Annotated in this window: 18 protein-coding genes; 6 read left to right on the forward strand and 12 right to left on the reverse strand. The window is 58.1% G+C overall.

Annotated elements, in window-relative coordinates:
* The first annotated feature begins 70 nt into the window (after positions 1 to 70).
* From ACR0FG_RS04250 to deoD, 3 genes are all read left to right on the forward strand, one after another.
* Positions 71 to 2,038, forward strand: coding sequence for a protein meaA (locus ACR0FG_RS04250; protein WP_480890477.1), 1,968 nt, complete (start codon positions 71 to 73; stop codon positions 2,036 to 2,038).
* 124 nt (positions 2,039 to 2,162) lie between these two features.
* Positions 2,163 to 2,480, forward strand: a complete 318-nt coding sequence (locus ACR0FG_RS04255) for an H-NS histone family protein (RefSeq protein ID WP_170712705.1) — start codon at positions 2,163 to 2,165, stop codon at positions 2,478 to 2,480.
* A gap of 15 nt (positions 2,481 to 2,495) precedes the next feature.
* Complete coding sequence (gene deoD / locus ACR0FG_RS04260; protein ID WP_170712703.1) at positions 2,496 to 3,206, forward strand: purine-nucleoside phosphorylase; 711 nt, start codon at positions 2,496 to 2,498, stop codon at positions 3,204 to 3,206.
* A 39-nt stretch (positions 3,207 to 3,245) separates the two neighbouring features.
* Here the strand turns inward: deoD and ACR0FG_RS04265 are convergent, their stop codons facing one another.
* From ACR0FG_RS04265 to ACR0FG_RS04310, 10 genes are all read right to left on the reverse strand, one after another.
* A complete protein-coding gene (locus ACR0FG_RS04265; RefSeq protein ID WP_480890480.1) occupies positions 3,246 to 4,106 on the reverse strand; it encodes an urea carboxylase-associated family protein in 861 nt (286 codons plus the stop codon).
* 287 nt (positions 4,107 to 4,393) lie between these two features.
* On the reverse strand, positions 4,394 to 5,173 hold the full coding sequence (locus tag ACR0FG_RS04270; RefSeq protein WP_480470895.1) for a succinate dehydrogenase iron-sulfur subunit: 780 nt from the start codon (positions 5,171 to 5,173) through the stop codon (positions 4,394 to 4,396).
* A 12-nt stretch (positions 5,174 to 5,185) separates the two neighbouring features.
* Positions 5,186 to 6,991, reverse strand: a complete 1,806-nt coding sequence (sdhA, locus tag ACR0FG_RS04275; RefSeq protein ID WP_480890483.1) for a succinate dehydrogenase flavoprotein subunit — start codon at positions 6,989 to 6,991, stop codon at positions 5,186 to 5,188.
* A 24-nt stretch (positions 6,992 to 7,015) separates the two neighbouring features.
* Entirely contained in the window at positions 7,016 to 7,390 is a 375-nt protein-coding gene (gene sdhD, locus ACR0FG_RS04280; RefSeq protein WP_170712693.1) for a succinate dehydrogenase, hydrophobic membrane anchor protein, read from the reverse strand.
* An 11-nt stretch (positions 7,391 to 7,401) separates the two neighbouring features.
* The gene (sdhC, locus tag ACR0FG_RS04285; protein ID WP_170712691.1) at positions 7,402 to 7,785 is read right to left on the reverse strand and encodes a succinate dehydrogenase, cytochrome b556 subunit; all 384 of its coding nucleotides are present in this window, start codon (positions 7,783 to 7,785) and stop codon (positions 7,402 to 7,404) included.
* Between the two features lie 216 nt (positions 7,786 to 8,001).
* Positions 8,002 to 8,664 (reverse strand): DUF1194 domain-containing protein, encoded by a 663-nt coding sequence (locus ACR0FG_RS04290; protein WP_480890487.1) that lies wholly within the window; start codon positions 8,662 to 8,664, stop codon positions 8,002 to 8,004.
* Between the two features lie 54 nt (positions 8,665 to 8,718).
* On the reverse strand, positions 8,719 to 9,747 hold the full coding sequence (locus tag ACR0FG_RS04295) for a MaoC family dehydratase (protein ID WP_480890490.1): 1,029 nt from the start codon (positions 9,745 to 9,747) through the stop codon (positions 8,719 to 8,721).
* Positions 9,747 to 9,953 (reverse strand): DUF1737 domain-containing protein, encoded by a 207-nt coding sequence (locus tag ACR0FG_RS04300; protein WP_170712686.1) that lies wholly within the window; start codon positions 9,951 to 9,953, stop codon positions 9,747 to 9,749. The genes ACR0FG_RS04295 and ACR0FG_RS04300 overlap by 1 nt, the downstream gene beginning before the upstream one ends.
* Before the next feature lie 12 nt (positions 9,954 to 9,965).
* Positions 9,966 to 10,520, reverse strand: coding sequence for an NnrU family protein (locus tag ACR0FG_RS04305; RefSeq protein ID WP_480890493.1), 555 nt, complete (start codon positions 10,518 to 10,520; stop codon positions 9,966 to 9,968).
* Between the two features lie 6 nt (positions 10,521 to 10,526).
* A complete protein-coding gene (locus tag ACR0FG_RS04310) occupies positions 10,527 to 11,384 on the reverse strand; it encodes an HpcH/HpaI aldolase/citrate lyase family protein (RefSeq protein WP_480890495.1) in 858 nt (285 codons plus the stop codon).
* Between the two features lie 178 nt (positions 11,385 to 11,562).
* On the opposite strand from ACR0FG_RS04310, the gene ACR0FG_RS04315 reads away from it, so the two are divergent.
* Positions 11,563 to 11,862, forward strand: coding sequence for a hypothetical protein (locus ACR0FG_RS04315; protein WP_480890497.1), 300 nt, complete (start codon positions 11,563 to 11,565; stop codon positions 11,860 to 11,862).
* Here ACR0FG_RS04315 and ACR0FG_RS04320 read toward each other — a convergent pair.
* On the reverse strand, positions 11,859 to 12,614 hold the full coding sequence (locus tag ACR0FG_RS04320; protein WP_480890499.1) for a sulfite exporter TauE/SafE family protein: 756 nt from the start codon (positions 12,612 to 12,614) through the stop codon (positions 11,859 to 11,861). The two genes, ACR0FG_RS04315 and ACR0FG_RS04320, sit on opposite strands and share 4 nt — an antisense overlap.
* A 160-nt stretch (positions 12,615 to 12,774) precedes the next feature.
* On the opposite strand from ACR0FG_RS04320, the gene mdh reads away from it, so the two are divergent.
* Complete coding sequence (gene mdh / locus ACR0FG_RS04325; protein WP_480890501.1) at positions 12,775 to 13,737, forward strand: malate dehydrogenase; 963 nt, start codon at positions 12,775 to 12,777, stop codon at positions 13,735 to 13,737.
* A 255-nt stretch (positions 13,738 to 13,992) separates the two neighbouring features.
* On the opposite strand, the gene ACR0FG_RS04330 is transcribed toward mdh, so the two are convergent.
* A complete protein-coding gene (locus ACR0FG_RS04330) occupies positions 13,993 to 14,697 on the reverse strand; it encodes a winged helix-turn-helix transcriptional regulator (RefSeq protein ID WP_170733194.1) in 705 nt (234 codons plus the stop codon).
* Positions 14,698 to 14,839: 142 nt separating this feature from the next.
* Between ACR0FG_RS04330 and ACR0FG_RS04335 the strand changes: the two genes are divergently transcribed.
* Entirely contained in the window at positions 14,840 to 15,646 is an 807-nt protein-coding gene (locus ACR0FG_RS04335; protein WP_480890504.1) for a class I SAM-dependent methyltransferase, read from the forward strand.
* Positions 15,647 to 15,703 lie beyond the last annotated feature (57 nt).

The following is a 15,703-nucleotide window of genomic DNA, read 5'->3' on the forward strand; positions in this document are numbered from 1 at the left end:
TTGGCTGAAAATTACTATTTACCAGCATAAGACGTAATTTTGTTACTCACCGACTCATGAGGCAAATCTGATGACGCAGACGCAGAAAGACCGTCCCTGGCTGATCCGAACCTATGCCGGTCACTCGACAGCACAGGCGTCAAACGCGCTGTATCGGACCAATCTGGCCAAAGGGCAGACCGGGTTATCAGTGGCTTTCGATCTGCCGACCCAGACCGGGTATGACAGCGATCACACGCTGGCCCGCGGTGAGGTTGGTAAGGTCGGCGTTCCGGTTGGTCATCTGGGCGATATGCGCGTCCTGTTTGATCAGATCCCGCTTGAGCAGATGAATACCTCGATGACGATTAATGCCACGGCCCCTTGGCTGCTTGCGCTATACATCGCGGTGGCCGAGGAACAGGGCGCGGACCTGTCCAAGCTGCAGGGCACCGTACAGAATGATCTGATCAAGGAATATCTGAGCCGCGGCACCTATGTCTGCCCGCCAAAACCATCGCTCAAGATGATCGCGGATGTGGCCGAGTACTGTTATACCAACGTGCCGAAATGGAACCCGATGAACGTGTGTTCCTACCACCTGCAAGAGGCCGGGGCGACGCCCGAGCAGGAACTGGCCTATGCGTTGGCCACCGCCATCGCGGTGCTGGATGAACTGCGTCCCCGTGTTCCCGCCGAAGAGTTTGCGGCGCTCTGCGGACGCATCTCATTTTTTGTCAACGCAGGCATCCGGTTTGTTACCGAAATGTGCAAAATGCGGGCCTTTGCCGACCTTTGGGACGAAATTCTGCAAGATCGTTATGGCGTCGAAGACCCCAAATACCGCCGATTCCGCTATGGCGTTCAGGTCAACTCGCTGGGTTTGACCGAACAGCAGCCCGAAAACAACGTCCATCGCATCCTGATCGAAATGTTGGCCGTGACCCTGTCGAAGAACGCTCGCGCCCGCGCGGTGCAATTGCCCGCGTGGAACGAAGCCCTCGGCCTGCCGCGCCCCTGGGATCAGCAATGGTCGATGCGGATGCAGCAGATTCTGGCCTATGAGACGGACCTGCTGGAATTCGATGACCTGTTCGATGGCAACCCGGCGATAGATGCAAAGGTTGAGGAGCTGAAGACAGGTGCGCGCGCGGAACTGGCCAATCTGGATTCGATGGGCGGTGCTGTCGCCTCGATCGAATATATGAAATCCCGGCTGGTAGACTCGAATGCCGAGCGCCTGAACCGGATCGAACGCAACGAAACGGTTGTTGTTGGTGTAAACCGATGGACCCATGGCGAACCCTCGCCGCTGCAGGCCGGGGATGACAGCGTCATGGTGGTTGATGCGGCAGCCGAACAGGACCAGATCGAACGTCTGAACAGCTGGCGCGCACAGCGCGACCCAGCGGCCGTGGCCGACGCTCTGGCTGCACTGCGCGCAGCGGCGCAGACCGGGGCAAATGTCATGGAGCCCTCGATCGCTGCGGCCAAGGCAGGGGTCACGACCGGCGAATGGGCCGAGGAAATGCGCAAGGCCTTTGGCACCTATCGCGGCCCGACCGGCGTTTCCGGATCGGTGTCGAACCAGACCGAGGGTCTGGACGACCTGCGCACTGCTGTTGATGCGGTCAGCGACCGGCTGGGTCGGCGCTTGAAGTTCCTGGTCGGCAAACCTGGGCTGGACGGGCATTCAAACGGCGCCGAACAAATCGCCTTCCGCGCCCGCGATTGCGGTATGGATATCAGCTATGAAGGTATTCGCCTGACGCCCGAGGAAATCGTAACGGCCGCCGCGCAGGAAAAAGCGCACGTCATTGGCCTGTCCATCCTGTCCGGCAGCCACCTGCCGCTGGTGAAGGATGTGATGACCCGTCTGGCTGAATCCGGTCTTGGCCATGTTCCTGTGGTGGTCGGAGGGATCATTCCCGATGAAGACGCTGAAAGGTTGAAATCGCTGGGTGTTGCCAAAGTCTATACGCCCAAGAATTTCGAATTGAATGCAATCATGGGAGATATTGTGACACTTGTTGATCCCGAGGCAATGGCTGCGGAATAACGCCCAATCCATTCCTGAACTTTTTCGATTCTATTTCCCCCTTGATCGAGATAGGTAATCCCTGCGAATGGAATTCACCTGTGCAATAATGCTCGGGTATCGGACAGATATGGGGAGAGGATCCATGGGGATCAATCTGGAAAAAATGTCGCGCAAGGAATTGCTGGAATTAGGAGCGCAGGTTGAAAAAGCTATCAAAAATGCCGAAACGCGCGAGCGGCGCGAGGCGCTGAAGGCCGCAGAAAAGGCAGCAGCCGAATTCGGGTTTTCATTGTCGGAACTGTCAGCTGATTCACCGCGCTCTTCAAAAGGATCGAAGGCTAAGGCGAAATATCGCAATCCTGAAAATCATGCGCAGACCTGGTCAGGTCGGGGCAGAAAACCGCAATGGATTCATGACGCTCTGAAAGCGGGTGCCGATATTTCCGATCTGGAAATCTGATCAGGCGGGATTGCAATGACCATTCATATCGGCGCCGAAAAAGGCGAGATTGCAGAAACGGTTTTATTGCCCGGCGATCCCTATCGCGCAAAATGGGCGGCAGAAACGTTTCTGGATGATGTTCGTCAAATAAATAACGTTCGCGGGATGTTGGGCTTTACCGGCACCTGGAAAGGAAACCCCGTGACCATTCAGGGCAGCGGAATGGGAATGCCATCGCTGTCCATTTATGCCAATGAACTCATTCGAGATTTCGGCGCAAAAACCCTGATCCGGATTGGATCATGTGGCGGAATGCAGGAAAGCGTCGCTGTACGCGATGTGATTATTGCCATGACATCCACCACACTTAGCACGCCGTCTCGGGGTATCATGAAAGAGCTGAATTTTGCCCCCTGCGCGGATTGGGGCTTGCTTGAGGCCGCTGTTACGGCCGCGCGGGCCAAAGGGACGCCAACCCATGTGGGCGGGATCTATTCCTCTGATGTGTTTTACGACGAACGTCCCGATCTGAATGAGCAAATGGTACGTCACGGCATCCTTGGCGTCGAAATGGAAGCGGCCGAGCTTTACATCCTTGCGGCCCGTCACAAATGCCGAGCACTGGCTGTTTTGACCGTATCCGACCATCTGCTGACGGGTGAGGCGCTGCCCTCTTCCGAGCGTGAGAGCAGCTTTGGCGACATGGTCGAGATCGCTTTGCAGGCTGCATTTCCAAGCGCCTGACATGCGCTCAAAGGCGCGGTCATCGCGCCTTTGCATTACTTATCTGCCATGAGAGCGGTCGTATCCATTACGTTTGGGGCTTTGCCAGCCTGACAACGCATTGGCTTCAGGTGCAAAAACCTCAACAAGCAAGGGGTGACACGCCGCCGTATCCGATGAGTGTTCTGATGAACAATCCCCTCCGGGACAGGCGCTGAGGTTCCCAAGCAGATCGATCTCAGCAAAGAACTCGAGATAGTCACCGGGCCGAACCGGTGAAGCCTTCATGAAATATTGCCCCGTGTCGCGTGTGAACCCGGTGCACATAAAGACGTTCAGCACGTCATGAACGGCCGGTTCCGCCTCGGCCAGAGGGATATCCAGATGATCCGCCAGTGCACGCGTCAGGTTGGAATGACAGCAATGATGATATTGCGTTCCGGACAGCAGATTGCCTGTATACGGGTCGCATCGCGTGCCGATCACATCATGCACCGATCCGCCATAGGCATCGATGCCATACCAGCCCAACGTGTCTTCGACGATTGTCGCCATTGGGCGCATATGGGGAAAACTTGACCACAAACGTTCTCCGGTTGTGACATGGGTTCCATGAAGTGCGCGGGTTTTGCCGGAATAGAACCGCTCGGACAAATCCTTGAGATTCCAGAGATTCAGATCGCCGACCTGCGGGCCTGCGACTGATGAGATGCGAAAGAAATGCCCGGCAGGAACTTCAAAACACCTGGCGTCACGCGGGGGGACCAAAGTTTCACTCGTTTTCGTGGCACCAGCCCGTGCAGACCGCAGCAATTTCAGATCGGGCTTGGGCAGGCTGTCGTTCGGATAGCAGATAACAGGCGCTATGGCTCGGCGAGCTTCGGCATCTTCGGGCGGGTGATTGGAGAATTCGTCTGACATGCCCGTGACATTGGCGCAGAAACCAATCGCAGGAAAGCCCGTTTATTCCTTACCCGGCCTCAGGCACGCGACCGGCTGGGCATCCCCTTGCGATACCGCTCCGCAGTAACTGCAACGCCAAACGCCTTCGCTTCGGTGCTGACGCCATCTGCAATCGCGCGTCAGCGAGGATGTGCGCGCGCGCCAGATGAAATAGGCAAATACCCCGGCGGCCAGCAATAGCAGAAGAACAGGCATCCCTCTGCTTTGCCGATCACGCGCGATTAATCAAGTGTACGTGCCGGTCATCAGACCGCGCGTTCCACCATCATCTTCTTGATTTCGGCGATTGCCTTGGCCGGGTTCAGACCCTTGGGGCAGGTCTTGGCGCAGTTCATGATGGTGTGGCAGCGGTACAGCTTGAAGGGGTCTTCAAGCTCATCCAACCGCTCACCCGTTGCCTCATCCCGGCTGTCGATGATCCAGCGATAGGCGTGCAGAAGCGCAGCGGGGCCAAGGTAGCGGTCGCCGTTCCACCAATAGCTGGGGCACGAGGTCGAGCAGCTGGCGCACATGACGCATTCATAAAGACCATCAAGTTTCTTACGGTCTTCGATGGATTGTTTCCATTCCTTCGCCGGTCGGTTGGTCTTGGTTTCCAGCCACGGCATGATGCTGGCGTGCTGCGCATAGAAATGGGTCAGGTCCGGGATCAGGTCCTTGACCACCGGCATATGCGGCAGCGGATAGATTTTCACGTCGCCCTTGATTTCATCCATGCCATAGATACAGGCCAGCGTGTTGATCCCGTCGATGTTCATCGCGCAGGATCCACAAATGCCTTCCCGGCACGAGCGGCGGAAGGTCAACGTTGGATCAATCTCATTCTTGATCTTGATCAGCGCGTCCAAAACCATTGGCCCGCAAGTATCCATGTCCACGAAATAGGTGTCGACACGCGGGTTTTGTCCGTCATCCGGGTTCCAGCGATAAATCTGGAATTTCCGCACATTCGTCGCGCCTTCCGGCTTGGGCCATGTTTTGCCCGTCGTGATGCGCGAATTCTTGGGGAGGGTCAGTTGTACCATAAGTTCCTCTCCTTAGAACGTCCGCGCCTTGGGCGCGATTTTTTTCAGACTGATGCCGCCTTCGTCTTCGGTTGTCAGCGGATCAACGATGACCGGGCGATAGCTGAGGTCCACCTTGTTGCCCTCAACGCGACTAATGGTGTGAACGCGCCAATTTTCATCGTCACGTTCGGTAAAGTCTTCATGCGCGTGCGCGCCGCGCGATTCCTTGCGCGCCTCGGCCCCGACAATGGTCGCCAGTGCGCTTGGCATCAGGTTGGTCAGTTCCAGCGACTCCATCAGGTCACTGTTCCAAACCAGGCTGCGGTCCGAGACTTTCAGGTCGTCCATCTTGGCAGCAATAGCTGTCATTTTCTCGACCCCCTCCGCCATCGTCTTGGCGGTGCGGAACACGGCAGCGTCCTCTTGCATGGTGCGCTGCATCTCAAGCCGCAGATCGGCGGTCGGAACGGCGCCGCTGGCGTTGCGCACCGCGTCGAACCGATCAAAGGCCTTGTCGACCGACGCCTGGTTCAGTTCGGGGTTGGATGCGGTCGGGTCGACCACCTTACCCGCACGGATCGCTGCAGCCCGGCCAAAGACCACAAGGTCGATCAACGAGTTTGAACCCAACCGGTTCGCCCCATGGACCGAGGCGCATCCGGCCTCACCCACCGCCATCAGGCCGGGGACAACAGCGGTTGGATTGTCTTCGGTCGGGTTCAGGACCTCACCCCAATAGTTGGTCGGGATACCGCCCATATTGTAATGCACGGTCGGCAGAACCGGGATCGGTTCCTTGGTGACATCTACGCCCGCAAAGACACGCGCGGATTCCGAAATGCCAGGCAAACGCTCAGCCAATGCCTCGGCAGGCAGGTGGCTGAGGTTCAGGTGGATATGGTCGCCATTGTCACCGTGGCCGCGCCCTTCGCGGATTTCCATCGTCATAGACCGCGAAACATAGTCACGCGGTGCGAGGTCTTTGTACTGGGGCGCATAACGCTCCATGAACCGCTCGCCTTCCGAGTTGGTCAGATACCCGCCCTCGCCGCGCGCGCCTTCGGTGATCAGACAGCCTGATCCGTAGATACCGGTCGGGTGGAACTGCACAAACTCCATATCCTGCAGGGCAAGACCCGCACGCGCCACCATGCCGCCACCGTCGCCGGTGCAGGTATGGGCCGACGTCGCGCTGAAATAGGCGCGGCCATAGCCACCCGTTGCCAGCACCACCATCTTGGCGTTGAAGACATGCATTGTGCCATCGTCCAGCTTCCAGCAGACGACACCCTGACACTGCCCGTCATCGGACATGATCAGGTCGATGGCGAAATATTCGATGTAGAATTCAGCGTTGTTTTTCAGCGACTGGCCATAAAGCGTATGCAGGATCGCATGGCCGGTCCGGTCTGCGGCAGCGCAGGTGCGCTGCACCGCAGGGCCTTCACCAAATTCCGTTGTGTGACCGCCAAAGGGGCGCTGATAGATCTTACCCTCTTCGGTCCGGCTGAACGGCACACCGTAATGTTCCAGCTCATAAACAGCTTTGGGCGCCTCGCGCGCCAGATACTCCATCGCGTCGGTATCACCCAGCCAGTCCGAGCCCTTGACGGTGTCGTACATGTGCCACTGCCAGTGGTCTGGCCCCATATTCGACAAGGACGCAGCGATACCGCCCTGTGCCGCAACAGTGTGCGAGCGGGTCGGGAAAACCTTGGTTACACAGGCCGTACGCAACCCCTGCTCGGCCATACCCAGCGTTGCGCGGAGGCCGGCCCCGCCTGCCCCAACAACCACGACGTCATATTCGTGGGTTTCATATTCATATGCAGTCATCGTTTGAAATCCTTACCGCGCAAATCAAAGGGCGAGCTTGACGAGGGCGAAAAGCCCGACCGCGATCAGTGTGTAACCAAAAGCCATCACCGCCATCTGGCTCAGCTTTTCGGCGACGCCGTGAACGTAATCTTCGATTGCAGCCTGCGCCTCGCGCACCAGATGCAGGATGACAACAACTAGCGTCAACGCCGTGATGATCGCCGGGAACGGTCGGCTGTAATAGGCCAGAACTTCTTCGTAAGTTCCACCCAGACCTGCAGCGAAAGTAAAGACGAACAAAGGAACCAGAAACACCAGCGCGGACGAGCTTACCATCATCTGCCAGTGATGATGCGTTCCCTGCCCACCGGCACCTGCGCCCTGCGCGCGTTTGCGGTCTGTCAGATAGTTCTGCATGGTCCGTCTCCTTAAACCGCAATTGCCGTGATGAACGCCAGAATGGTGGCGAGGACGAACATTCCGATGCCCATCTTCTCGGAAATCGAGACCTCGACGCAGTAGCCAAGATCCCAGATCACATGGCGCAACCGACCCAGCATGTGATAGAAAATCGCCCAAGCAGCCAGGAACATCACCAGATCACCCAGCCAACTGCGCATCAGCCCGTCGATGACATTGAATGCGCTTTCGGAGGTTGCGGCGGCCAACAGCCACCAGACGACAAAAAAGGATACAGCCAGCGCGGCGATGCCGGTGATCCGCACCATGATTGACGAAATGGACGTCATTTGCGGGCGGTATATCGTAAGGTGTGGGGAAAGAGGGCGATTGCCCCGATTTACATCGGCCATGTTGGCTCCTTTTTCGGTTGGCTACCGAAGGTTTTACCGTATTTTGCGACTCTGTCACGGGTTGCAGGTGCAGAAAATGCCAATTTCCGTCTAAAATCCCGGATAATTGGCTTATGTGATCACGCAAAATTATCTTGTGATCACAAATATCATTCGCATTCCGCAATGTTAGCGTTTTCAATGGGAAAGTATTGTGATCACGAATCTATGCAGACCCTATTTCAGACCCGCCGTTTGCTGCGTCACTTCGCGCAGCAGCTTTTTCCGGATACGTTCCGGGTAGTCGGCAAACCCGGCGGCAGAAACCACAAACGCGCCCTCACCAACGATAACGTTTTCGAAGAAATAGGCGGTCAGGTCCGGCTCGCTTTCTTCGATGGCGATGGCGTTTACAGTGATGCCACGATCCTTCAGCAGGCCCTGAAGTTCGGCCGGCTCGACACCTTCGTTCGAGACGCCGTCACCGGACAGATCAATCAAATGTCGTTTGCAATCAGATACTTGATCAAATCCCTCGACCGTCACCTCAAGCGCTTCGCCAATGGCGGTTGAGAAATTTCGCCACACCCGGGGGTCTGCCGCCACTTTGCTGGCAAAGCCATCCAGCGCAGCAAAGCTGTCGATATGTGTCCAGGGGATTGTTGTGCGTTGGCGCGAACTGCCGGTCCATTGCACCAGTTTCAACCTGGCTTGGCCGCGCACCAACGCCTCGGACACGATCGGGTCGCGCAGACCGGTGGCAAGCCCGTCCATCTGAATGCGATACTCGCTGGAATCGACCGAGCCGGAAACGTCCACAGCCAATGCCAGAGCCAGATCGCAGGCATAAGCCTGAGTGGCCAGACACAGGCTGGCGAGTAACGGGCGCAGAACCATCATAGGGGCAACCTAACACGGATTTCGCGCCGCGTGATCAATTGAATGTCAGGTGGACTAGATCGGCATCAAAGCCCAGTAATCAAGGTCCAGCAGGACGTCCGGCAGGTATTTTCCATCATCGCCGCGCAGGGCAAAGGGTGCACCGCCTTTGGTGGCCACCAGGCGTAGACGCAAGGCACCAACGCCGGGAACACCAGTCTCGGCCTTGTCCAGAACCTGCGACCACGCCTTGATCGTGTCGCCTGCGAAACAGGGGTTGGCGTGGGCACCGCCGTTCAGGCCGACGATCATCTGCGCGTTGGCGAGGCCGTTGAACGACAGCGCACGTGCCATCGAGATGACGTGGCCGCCATAGATCAGCCGGCCTTCGGGGCGGGTGGTGAGGTCGAAATGGACTTTGGCGGTGTTTTGCCAGAGGCGGGTGGCCAGCATATGCTCGGCCTCTTCGACGGTGACGCCATCGACGTGATCGATGGTTTCTTCCGTTTTGTACGCGTCCCAACGGTCGGATTGTCCGGATTGTACAAAATCATATTTCGAAAAATCGAGGCCCTGCGGCACCACCAGATCATCCACCGAGAGTGCCGGTTTCAGATCGGGCACCACCGTTTCAGGCGCGGGGGCGTCGAGGTTCGATTTGCGCACCATCACCCAGCGGACATATTCGATCACCACCTCGTCGCGCTGGTTCAGGCCGCGGGTGCGGACCCAGACCACGCCGGTCTTGCCGTTTGAATTCTGCTTGAGGCCGATCACCTGAGATTCCGACCGCAAGGTATCGCCGGGATAGACCGGTTGCAGCCAGCGACCCTCGGCATAGCCCAGATTGGCGACCGCGTTCAGCGAAATGTCGGGGACGGTTTTGCCGAACACCACATGAAAGGCCGCCAGATCATCGATCGGGCTTTGCGGCAGGCCGCAATTCCGGGCAAATTCATCCGAGGAATAGAGCGCATGGCGCGCGGGATAGAGCGCATGGTACAGCGCACGCTCGCCATTCGTCACCGTGCGCGGGACTGCGTGATGCAGCACCTGCCCGATGGAATAATCCTCGAAAAAATTACCCGGATTGGTTTTTACCATTATTGCTGTCCCAGTTTCATGTCGGGGGAATAGTCGGCCTCAACCTCTTTGGTCACTGCCTGCGCACAACGCATGACGTTGTTGGCCGCGTCAAAGGCATAGGAGGGATCGCCATAAAGCTCCCACCCCTTTGCCAGCGCGTCCGAGACCTTGTGGCAGAAGGCCGAGGTGTCTTCCTCGGTCAGCAAACGATAGAGTTTTGCCATGGCTTCAGCCCCTTACCCGCCAAACGGAGACGGGCCGACCAGCCCGTGAATATAGCCCACGACGCCCAGCAGCACGATCGAGGCCACAAAGAACATCGCGTCCTTGCCATAGGTGCCGGGTTCGCCCGGGGTCCAGTCGGGCTCGGATTTGTTGATCACGATGACCTCGACCACGGCCCAGGCCAGCAAACCACCAAACAGGACAATCGAGGCCAGATCGCCATTGACCAGCAGATGCGCAGAGGCCCAGAGCTTGAAACCCGCCAGCATCGGATGACGCATCCCGTTCAGCAGACGACCCTTTTGGCCCGCCGGGCTGGCCATGTAAAAGGCGATCAGGACCAGCAGGTTGTTGACGTGGATCAGGAAGGTCGGCGGCGCCCAGACATAGATGAAATCGGTCATGCGATAGCCGAAGATCATCAGCAAGATCGCCACCACCAGCGCCAGCGCCACTGCGCCCTTTCCCGCGTCGCCCATGGCAGCACGCTGTTCGGGCATCACGCGTTTGAACAGATGTGCGGCCCACCATAGCGCCACACCAAGGATCAGAAGAACAAAGCCCATGCTGGCTTACCCCGCTTGCAAAGCTGTTATCGCCTCTGCTTTTGCCAGAGTTTCGCGGGCAGTTACAACGTGCAGATTTTCGACAATCTTGCCATCGACCACGGCGACGCCCTGCCCCTGCGCCTGCGTTTCCTCGAAAGCGGCAATCTGGCGGCGGGCCAGATCGATCTCAACCTCCGACGGGGCAAAGGCCGCGTTGGCGATATCGATCTGCGCGGGGTGGATCAGCGTCTTGCCGTCAAAGCCCATGTCGCGGCCTTGTTCGCATTCGGCGGCGAGCCCATCGGTATCTTTGAAGGCGTTATAGACGCCATCGACAATGATCAGCCCATGGGCCTTGGCGGCCAACAGGCACAGGCCCAGTGAGGTCATCATCGGCAGGCGGTCAGGGCGGAAGCGGGTTTGCAGCTCTTTCGCCAGATCATTGGTGCCCATCACAAACCCGGCCATCAGCGGATGCGCCGCGATTTCGGCCGCGTTCAGCATCCCGCGCGGGGTTTCCATCATGGCCCAGATCGGCAGGTCGCCGGTAATCGCCGCGAGTGCATCAACATCGGCGGCAGAGTTGACCTTGGGCAGCAGCACTGCATCGGCATCCATGTCGCGCAACGCTTCGGCATCGGCGCGGCCCCATTGGGTGTCGAGCCCGTTGATGCGCACGATTTTGACCCGCGCGCCATAACCGCCCGCCGCCAAAGCGGCCTTGAGCGTTTCGCGCGCGTTGTCTTTTTCAATGGCGGCAACCGCGTCTTCCAGATCAAAGATGATCGCATCCACCGGCAGGGTGCGGGCCTTATCCAGCGCCCGGTCGCGCGAGCCGGGGATATAGAGAACGGATCGATAGGGGCGTTGACGCGGGTCCACTGGCTGCTCCACAAGAAATAATATTGCGCGAAATGGGGCATTTTTTGGCGGAAAGTTCAAGAGGAAAATCGCCGCAGCGCAGCATTTTCGGTTCATGGCGCAACGTGCGTTGCCTTAACGCGATATCGTTCTGCGGGTCACATCCTGTTTGGCAGATGGAATCGAAACGGGGCGCGGTATGCGGAAACTGCATTTGAAGATGACAATCGGGCTGGGGATCATGGTGCTGGCGGCGCAGCAGGTCAGCGCACAAAACTGCGCGCCGCGCGCGGATGTGGTGCAGCGTCTGGCCGAGATCTATGGCGAGACCCGCCGCAGCATCGGCATTGCGCGTCAAGGCGCGGTGATGGAGCTGTTTGCCTCGGACCAAAGCGGCAGTTGGACAATTACTATCACGATGCCCGAAGGCGTAACCTGCCTGATCGCCACGGGGCAGTCGTTCGAGGCGCTGGCCGAGGCGCTGCCGCCCAACACTTAGGTGAGCGCGTCCCAGATCAGCTTGGTGCCGGTCAGGGTCAGCAGCACATAGGCGATGCCAAAGAACAGGCGTTCGGACAGCATGAAATGCGCCCGGACGCCCAGCCATGCGCCAAGGATGGCAAACGGGGTCAGCAGCAAATCGGCCAGCGCGGTGTGCCATGTGAACAGGCCCAGATAGGCGAAGGGCACGAATTTCACTGCGTTGATGACCCAGAACACCAACACGGTGCTGGCCTGAAATTCGGTCTTTGTCAGGCGTTGGGACAGAAGATAGACGGCGGCGGGCGGGCCGCCCGCGTGGCTGACAAAGCTGGTGAACCCCGCAACCAACCCTGCGAACAGTCCGGCAGAGGGCGGCAGGCGGTTGGCAAAGCCGCGGATCCAGCCCTTTGACTGGGCCACATGCCATAGGACGAAGCCCACCGAGATCCCTCCGATCAGAAGGCGCAGCAGATCGTCATCGGTGGCGCGATACAGCCACGCGCCCAGCGCCACGCCGGGTACGCCACCCAGGATCAGCAGGCGCGAATCCGGCCAGCTCCAACGGTTCCAATAGGGTTTCAGGGTGGCCACGTCGATCACCATAAGGATCGGCAGCATCAACGCCAGCGCTTGTCCGGGTGTCAGGATCAGCGCCAGAATCGAGGATGAGGCAAAGGCCACGCCAGACCCGAACCCGCCTTTCGAGACGCCCGCAAAGATCACCGCCGGGATCGCCACTGCAAAAAACATCAGGTTCAGTTCAATCATGCAGCGTCCCGGAATCGGCTTGTCTGATTGGTCGTTTAGCGCAATCAGACACGGGCACGCAAACAGTATGCGGTTGTATGCCACGTCGCACGAGGCTTGCGCATTGCCGCTTTAGCGACTAGCAAAACCGCGATTTCAATACCGACCGGAGATTTTCCAAATGGCCAGACCCAAGATCGCGCTGATCGGCGCAGGGAACATCGGGGGCACGCTTGCGCATCTTGCAGCTGTCAAGGAACTGGGTGACGTTGTCCTGTTCGACATCGCAGACGGGCTGCCGCAGGGCAAAGCGCTCGACATCGCGGAATCGGGCCCCTCGGAAGGCTTCGATGCCACGATGAAAGGCAGCAGCGACTATGCCGATATCGCAGGCGCGGATGTGTGCATCGTCACCGCAGGCGTGGCCCGTAAACCGGGGATGAGCCGCGACGACCTGCTGGGCATCAACCTGAAAGTCATGAAGTCGGTCGGCGAGGGCATCGCCGCCAACGCGCCGGATGCCTTTGTCATCTGTATCACCAACCCGCTGGACGCGATGGTCTGGGCCCTGCGCGAGTTCTCGGGCCTGCCGCACAACAAGGTCTGCGGCATGGCCGGTGTGCTGGATTCGGCCCGGTTCGCGCATTTCCTGTCGGAAGAGTTCAACGTCTCGATGCGCGACGTCACCGCCTTTGTTCTGGGTGGCCATGGCGACACGATGGTGCCGTCGGTGCGCTATTCCACCGTTGCCGGTATCCCGCTGCCCGATCTGGTCGAGATGGGCTGGACCACGCAGGACAAGCTGGACGCCATCGTGCAGCGCACCCGCGATGGCGGGGCAGAAATCGTTGGCCTTCTGAAAACCGGCTCGGCCTATTACGCACCTGCCACTTCGGCGATTGAGATGGCCGAGGCCTATCTGAAAGACCAGAAACGCGTCCTGCCCTGCGCCGCCTATTGCAGCGGAGAGCTGGGTGTTGACGGTCTTTACGTCGGCGTCCCGACTGTGATCGGCGCAGGCGGTGTCGAGCGCATCGTCGACATCAAGCTGAACGCGGACGAACAGGCTGGTTTCGACAACTCGGTCAACGCCGTGAAGGGCCTGATTGAGGCGTGCAAGGGGATTGATGGCTCGTTGGCGTAAATCGAGCGCCTGACGCGTTTGGCCGGTCCCTACGGGGGCCGGTTTTCTTTTTTTCAAACCAAGACAACAGTGCTGCCCATAAGACGCCAGAGAAGTTTGAGCGGTCCATCACAGCATTGACCCAAGAGGGTCGCGGCTGACTTATCCCAATTCCAACATCTCGTCTTGACTTAGGGATGCACTGCGGTGCCGCAAGTCCGCAATGAGCCCAAACCTCCCAAATGCTACGCGCTAAGCGAACGTCCGGTGTTCTCATTACGGTCGTAGTGGAAGGATGTCAGGAACCTTGGCGTAAGGTGCGGGGGGCAGCCAGTTTTGAAATGTCCGAGCCAGTCGTGGATCACCACTGAGAAAGAAAGACCCCAGTTCCGTCTCCTTTGCCAGTGTTGTTCGCCCCATGATGATGCCACCCATCGCGACCAATGTTGTTTCAACATATAGGTCAACGTCGAGATCAGGATCGTGGACGCAAAGTTCAGGAGGCATTCCCCGCTGGGCCAAAAACCAAAATGTGTCATAGTCCGTTGGCTCATCCCTGAAATGAAAGCGGATCACGGATCGCTTGTCAGGCAGAGCATCTACCTGGAGCACGCTTTGACATTTCCACATCATAGGTGAGGCAAGTGTTCCAGCGAGCGCGACCTCTGCCTCAATGTTCTGTTGTGCCCAGACCCCGAGCGCTTTGATGACAGGTTCCAACGCTTCGGACTTCGGCGTACGGAAATAGTCCACAGCACCCGTTGCTTTGTCTTCGACACGCTCAACTAGACCATTGTGCTCCATCTCCGAAAGTCGCCGTGAAAGTACGCCGGGAGAGATGCTGCCCAGACGTCGTCGCAATGTGTTGAACCTGGTGGCTCCGGCCCAAATCTCAGTCAGGATTGGAATAGTCCATCTTGGTTCCAGTAATTGGCTGGCACGGGAAATCGGGCATAGAAGACCGTATGGTTTGACGTTCATAAGAAACTCCTCACTGCCCATCATACCCAGCAAACGCACTTGGGCTAGTACGCCTGAAGTACCAGCATCAGTACCTTCCACGCACTACTCTGACTGAACTGCGCCATGGTTGAGTTGGTCATCGCAAAGTGAGGAGAAAACGATGACACGGAACAGCACCATGACAGGGGTCGCTAACGGAGAGATGTGGGGCCATCGGGCGCAGGATTGGGCCAAGTATCAGGAGGCCTCCAGTGCACCTGTATTTGACGCGGTTCTCGACCATACTGGCGTGAGCGAGGGGACAAGATATCTTGATATCGGCTGCGGGACAGGAATGGCGGCCGCAAAAGCCAGCGCGCTGGGAGCGTTGGTGACTGGTCTAGATGCATCAAGTGCATTGATCGACATTGCCCAATCCCGGTTACCGGCAGCAGCCTTTCACGTAGGGGATTTGCAGCAGCTCCCATTTCCAGATGGCAGCTTTGATCTGGTGACAAGCTTCAACGCGATCCAATATGCTGGGGATGTCGCCGAGGCTTTGTCCGAAGTGAAACGCGTCCTTGCACCCGGTGGCACAATTGCCATCGCGACTTGGGGCGACCCAGAAGGCATGGAAGCCGCTGAGGTAGTCACAGTTTTGAAGCCGCTATTGCCGCCGCCGCCACCCAACGCACCGGGCCCGTTCGCTTTGTCTGATGACGAAGTTCTGCGTCAGTTCGTTGAGAACGGCGGGTTCGAAGCATTCGATGTATTCGATGTCGACAGTCCTTGGTCTTATCCCGATGAACCGGCTGCAATCGCGGGTCTTGCCGCATCTGGCGTAGCTGCCAAAGCAATAAGCTTGGCAGGCAAGGATGCGGTGGATGAAGCGCATCGTTCGGCCATCGCTCCATACCGCAAGGCAGATGGTCGGATCGAGTTCGGCGCCGCTTTCAAGGTGGTGCTTGCCAGGTTATCAACTGAATAGCGATTGGCGCGAAAGACTTAGCCCTCAGAAGCGGCCGTTGGATAGCTCCAAAGCAAT

The organism is Ruegeria sp. E1, from assembly GCF_056534225.1.

What these genes read in the sequence shown, in the direction of transcription:
- ACR0FG_RS04250 (WP_480890477.1), top strand. Translation starts at nt 71, where the DNA reads ATGACGCAGACGCAGAAAGACCGTCCCTGGCTGATCCGAACCTATGCC.
- ACR0FG_RS04255 (WP_170712705.1), top strand. Translation starts at nt 2,163, where the DNA reads ATGGGGATCAATCTGGAAAAAATGTCGCGCAAGGAATTGCTGGAATTA.
- deoD (WP_170712703.1), top strand. Translation starts at nt 2,496, where the DNA reads ATGACCATTCATATCGGCGCCGAAAAAGGCGAGATTGCAGAAACGGTT.
- ACR0FG_RS04265 (WP_480890480.1), bottom strand. Translation starts at nt 4,106, where the DNA reads ATGTCAGACGAATTCTCCAATCACCCGCCCGAAGATGCCGAAGCTCGC.
- ACR0FG_RS04270 (WP_480470895.1), bottom strand. Translation starts at nt 5,173, where the DNA reads ATGGTACAACTGACCCTCCCCAAGAATTCGCGCATCACGACGGGCAAA.
- sdhA (WP_480890483.1), bottom strand. Translation starts at nt 6,991, where the DNA reads ATGACTGCATATGAATATGAAACCCACGAATATGACGTCGTGGTTGTT.
- sdhD (WP_170712693.1), bottom strand. Translation starts at nt 7,390, where the DNA reads ATGCAGAACTATCTGACAGACCGCAAACGCGCGCAGGGCGCAGGTGCC.
- sdhC (WP_170712691.1), bottom strand. Translation starts at nt 7,785, where the DNA reads ATGGCCGATGTAAATCGGGGCAATCGCCCTCTTTCCCCACACCTTACG.
- ACR0FG_RS04290 (WP_480890487.1), bottom strand. Translation starts at nt 8,664, where the DNA reads ATGATGGTTCTGCGCCCGTTACTCGCCAGCCTGTGTCTGGCCACTCAG.
- ACR0FG_RS04295 (WP_480890490.1), bottom strand. Translation starts at nt 9,747, where the DNA reads ATGGTAAAAACCAATCCGGGTAATTTTTTCGAGGATTATTCCATCGGG.
- ACR0FG_RS04300 (WP_170712686.1), bottom strand. Translation starts at nt 9,953, where the DNA reads ATGGCAAAACTCTATCGTTTGCTGACCGAGGAAGACACCTCGGCCTTC.
- ACR0FG_RS04305 (WP_480890493.1), bottom strand. Translation starts at nt 10,520, where the DNA reads ATGGGCTTTGTTCTTCTGATCCTTGGTGTGGCGCTATGGTGGGCCGCA.
- ACR0FG_RS04315 (WP_480890497.1), top strand. Translation starts at nt 11,563, where the DNA reads ATGCGGAAACTGCATTTGAAGATGACAATCGGGCTGGGGATCATGGTG.
- ACR0FG_RS04320 (WP_480890499.1), bottom strand. Translation starts at nt 12,614, where the DNA reads ATGATTGAACTGAACCTGATGTTTTTTGCAGTGGCGATCCCGGCGGTG.
- mdh (WP_480890501.1), top strand. Translation starts at nt 12,775, where the DNA reads ATGGCCAGACCCAAGATCGCGCTGATCGGCGCAGGGAACATCGGGGGC.
- ACR0FG_RS04330 (WP_170733194.1), bottom strand. Translation starts at nt 14,697, where the DNA reads ATGAACGTCAAACCATACGGTCTTCTATGCCCGATTTCCCGTGCCAGC.
- ACR0FG_RS04335 (WP_480890504.1), top strand. Translation starts at nt 14,840, where the DNA reads ATGACACGGAACAGCACCATGACAGGGGTCGCTAACGGAGAGATGTGG.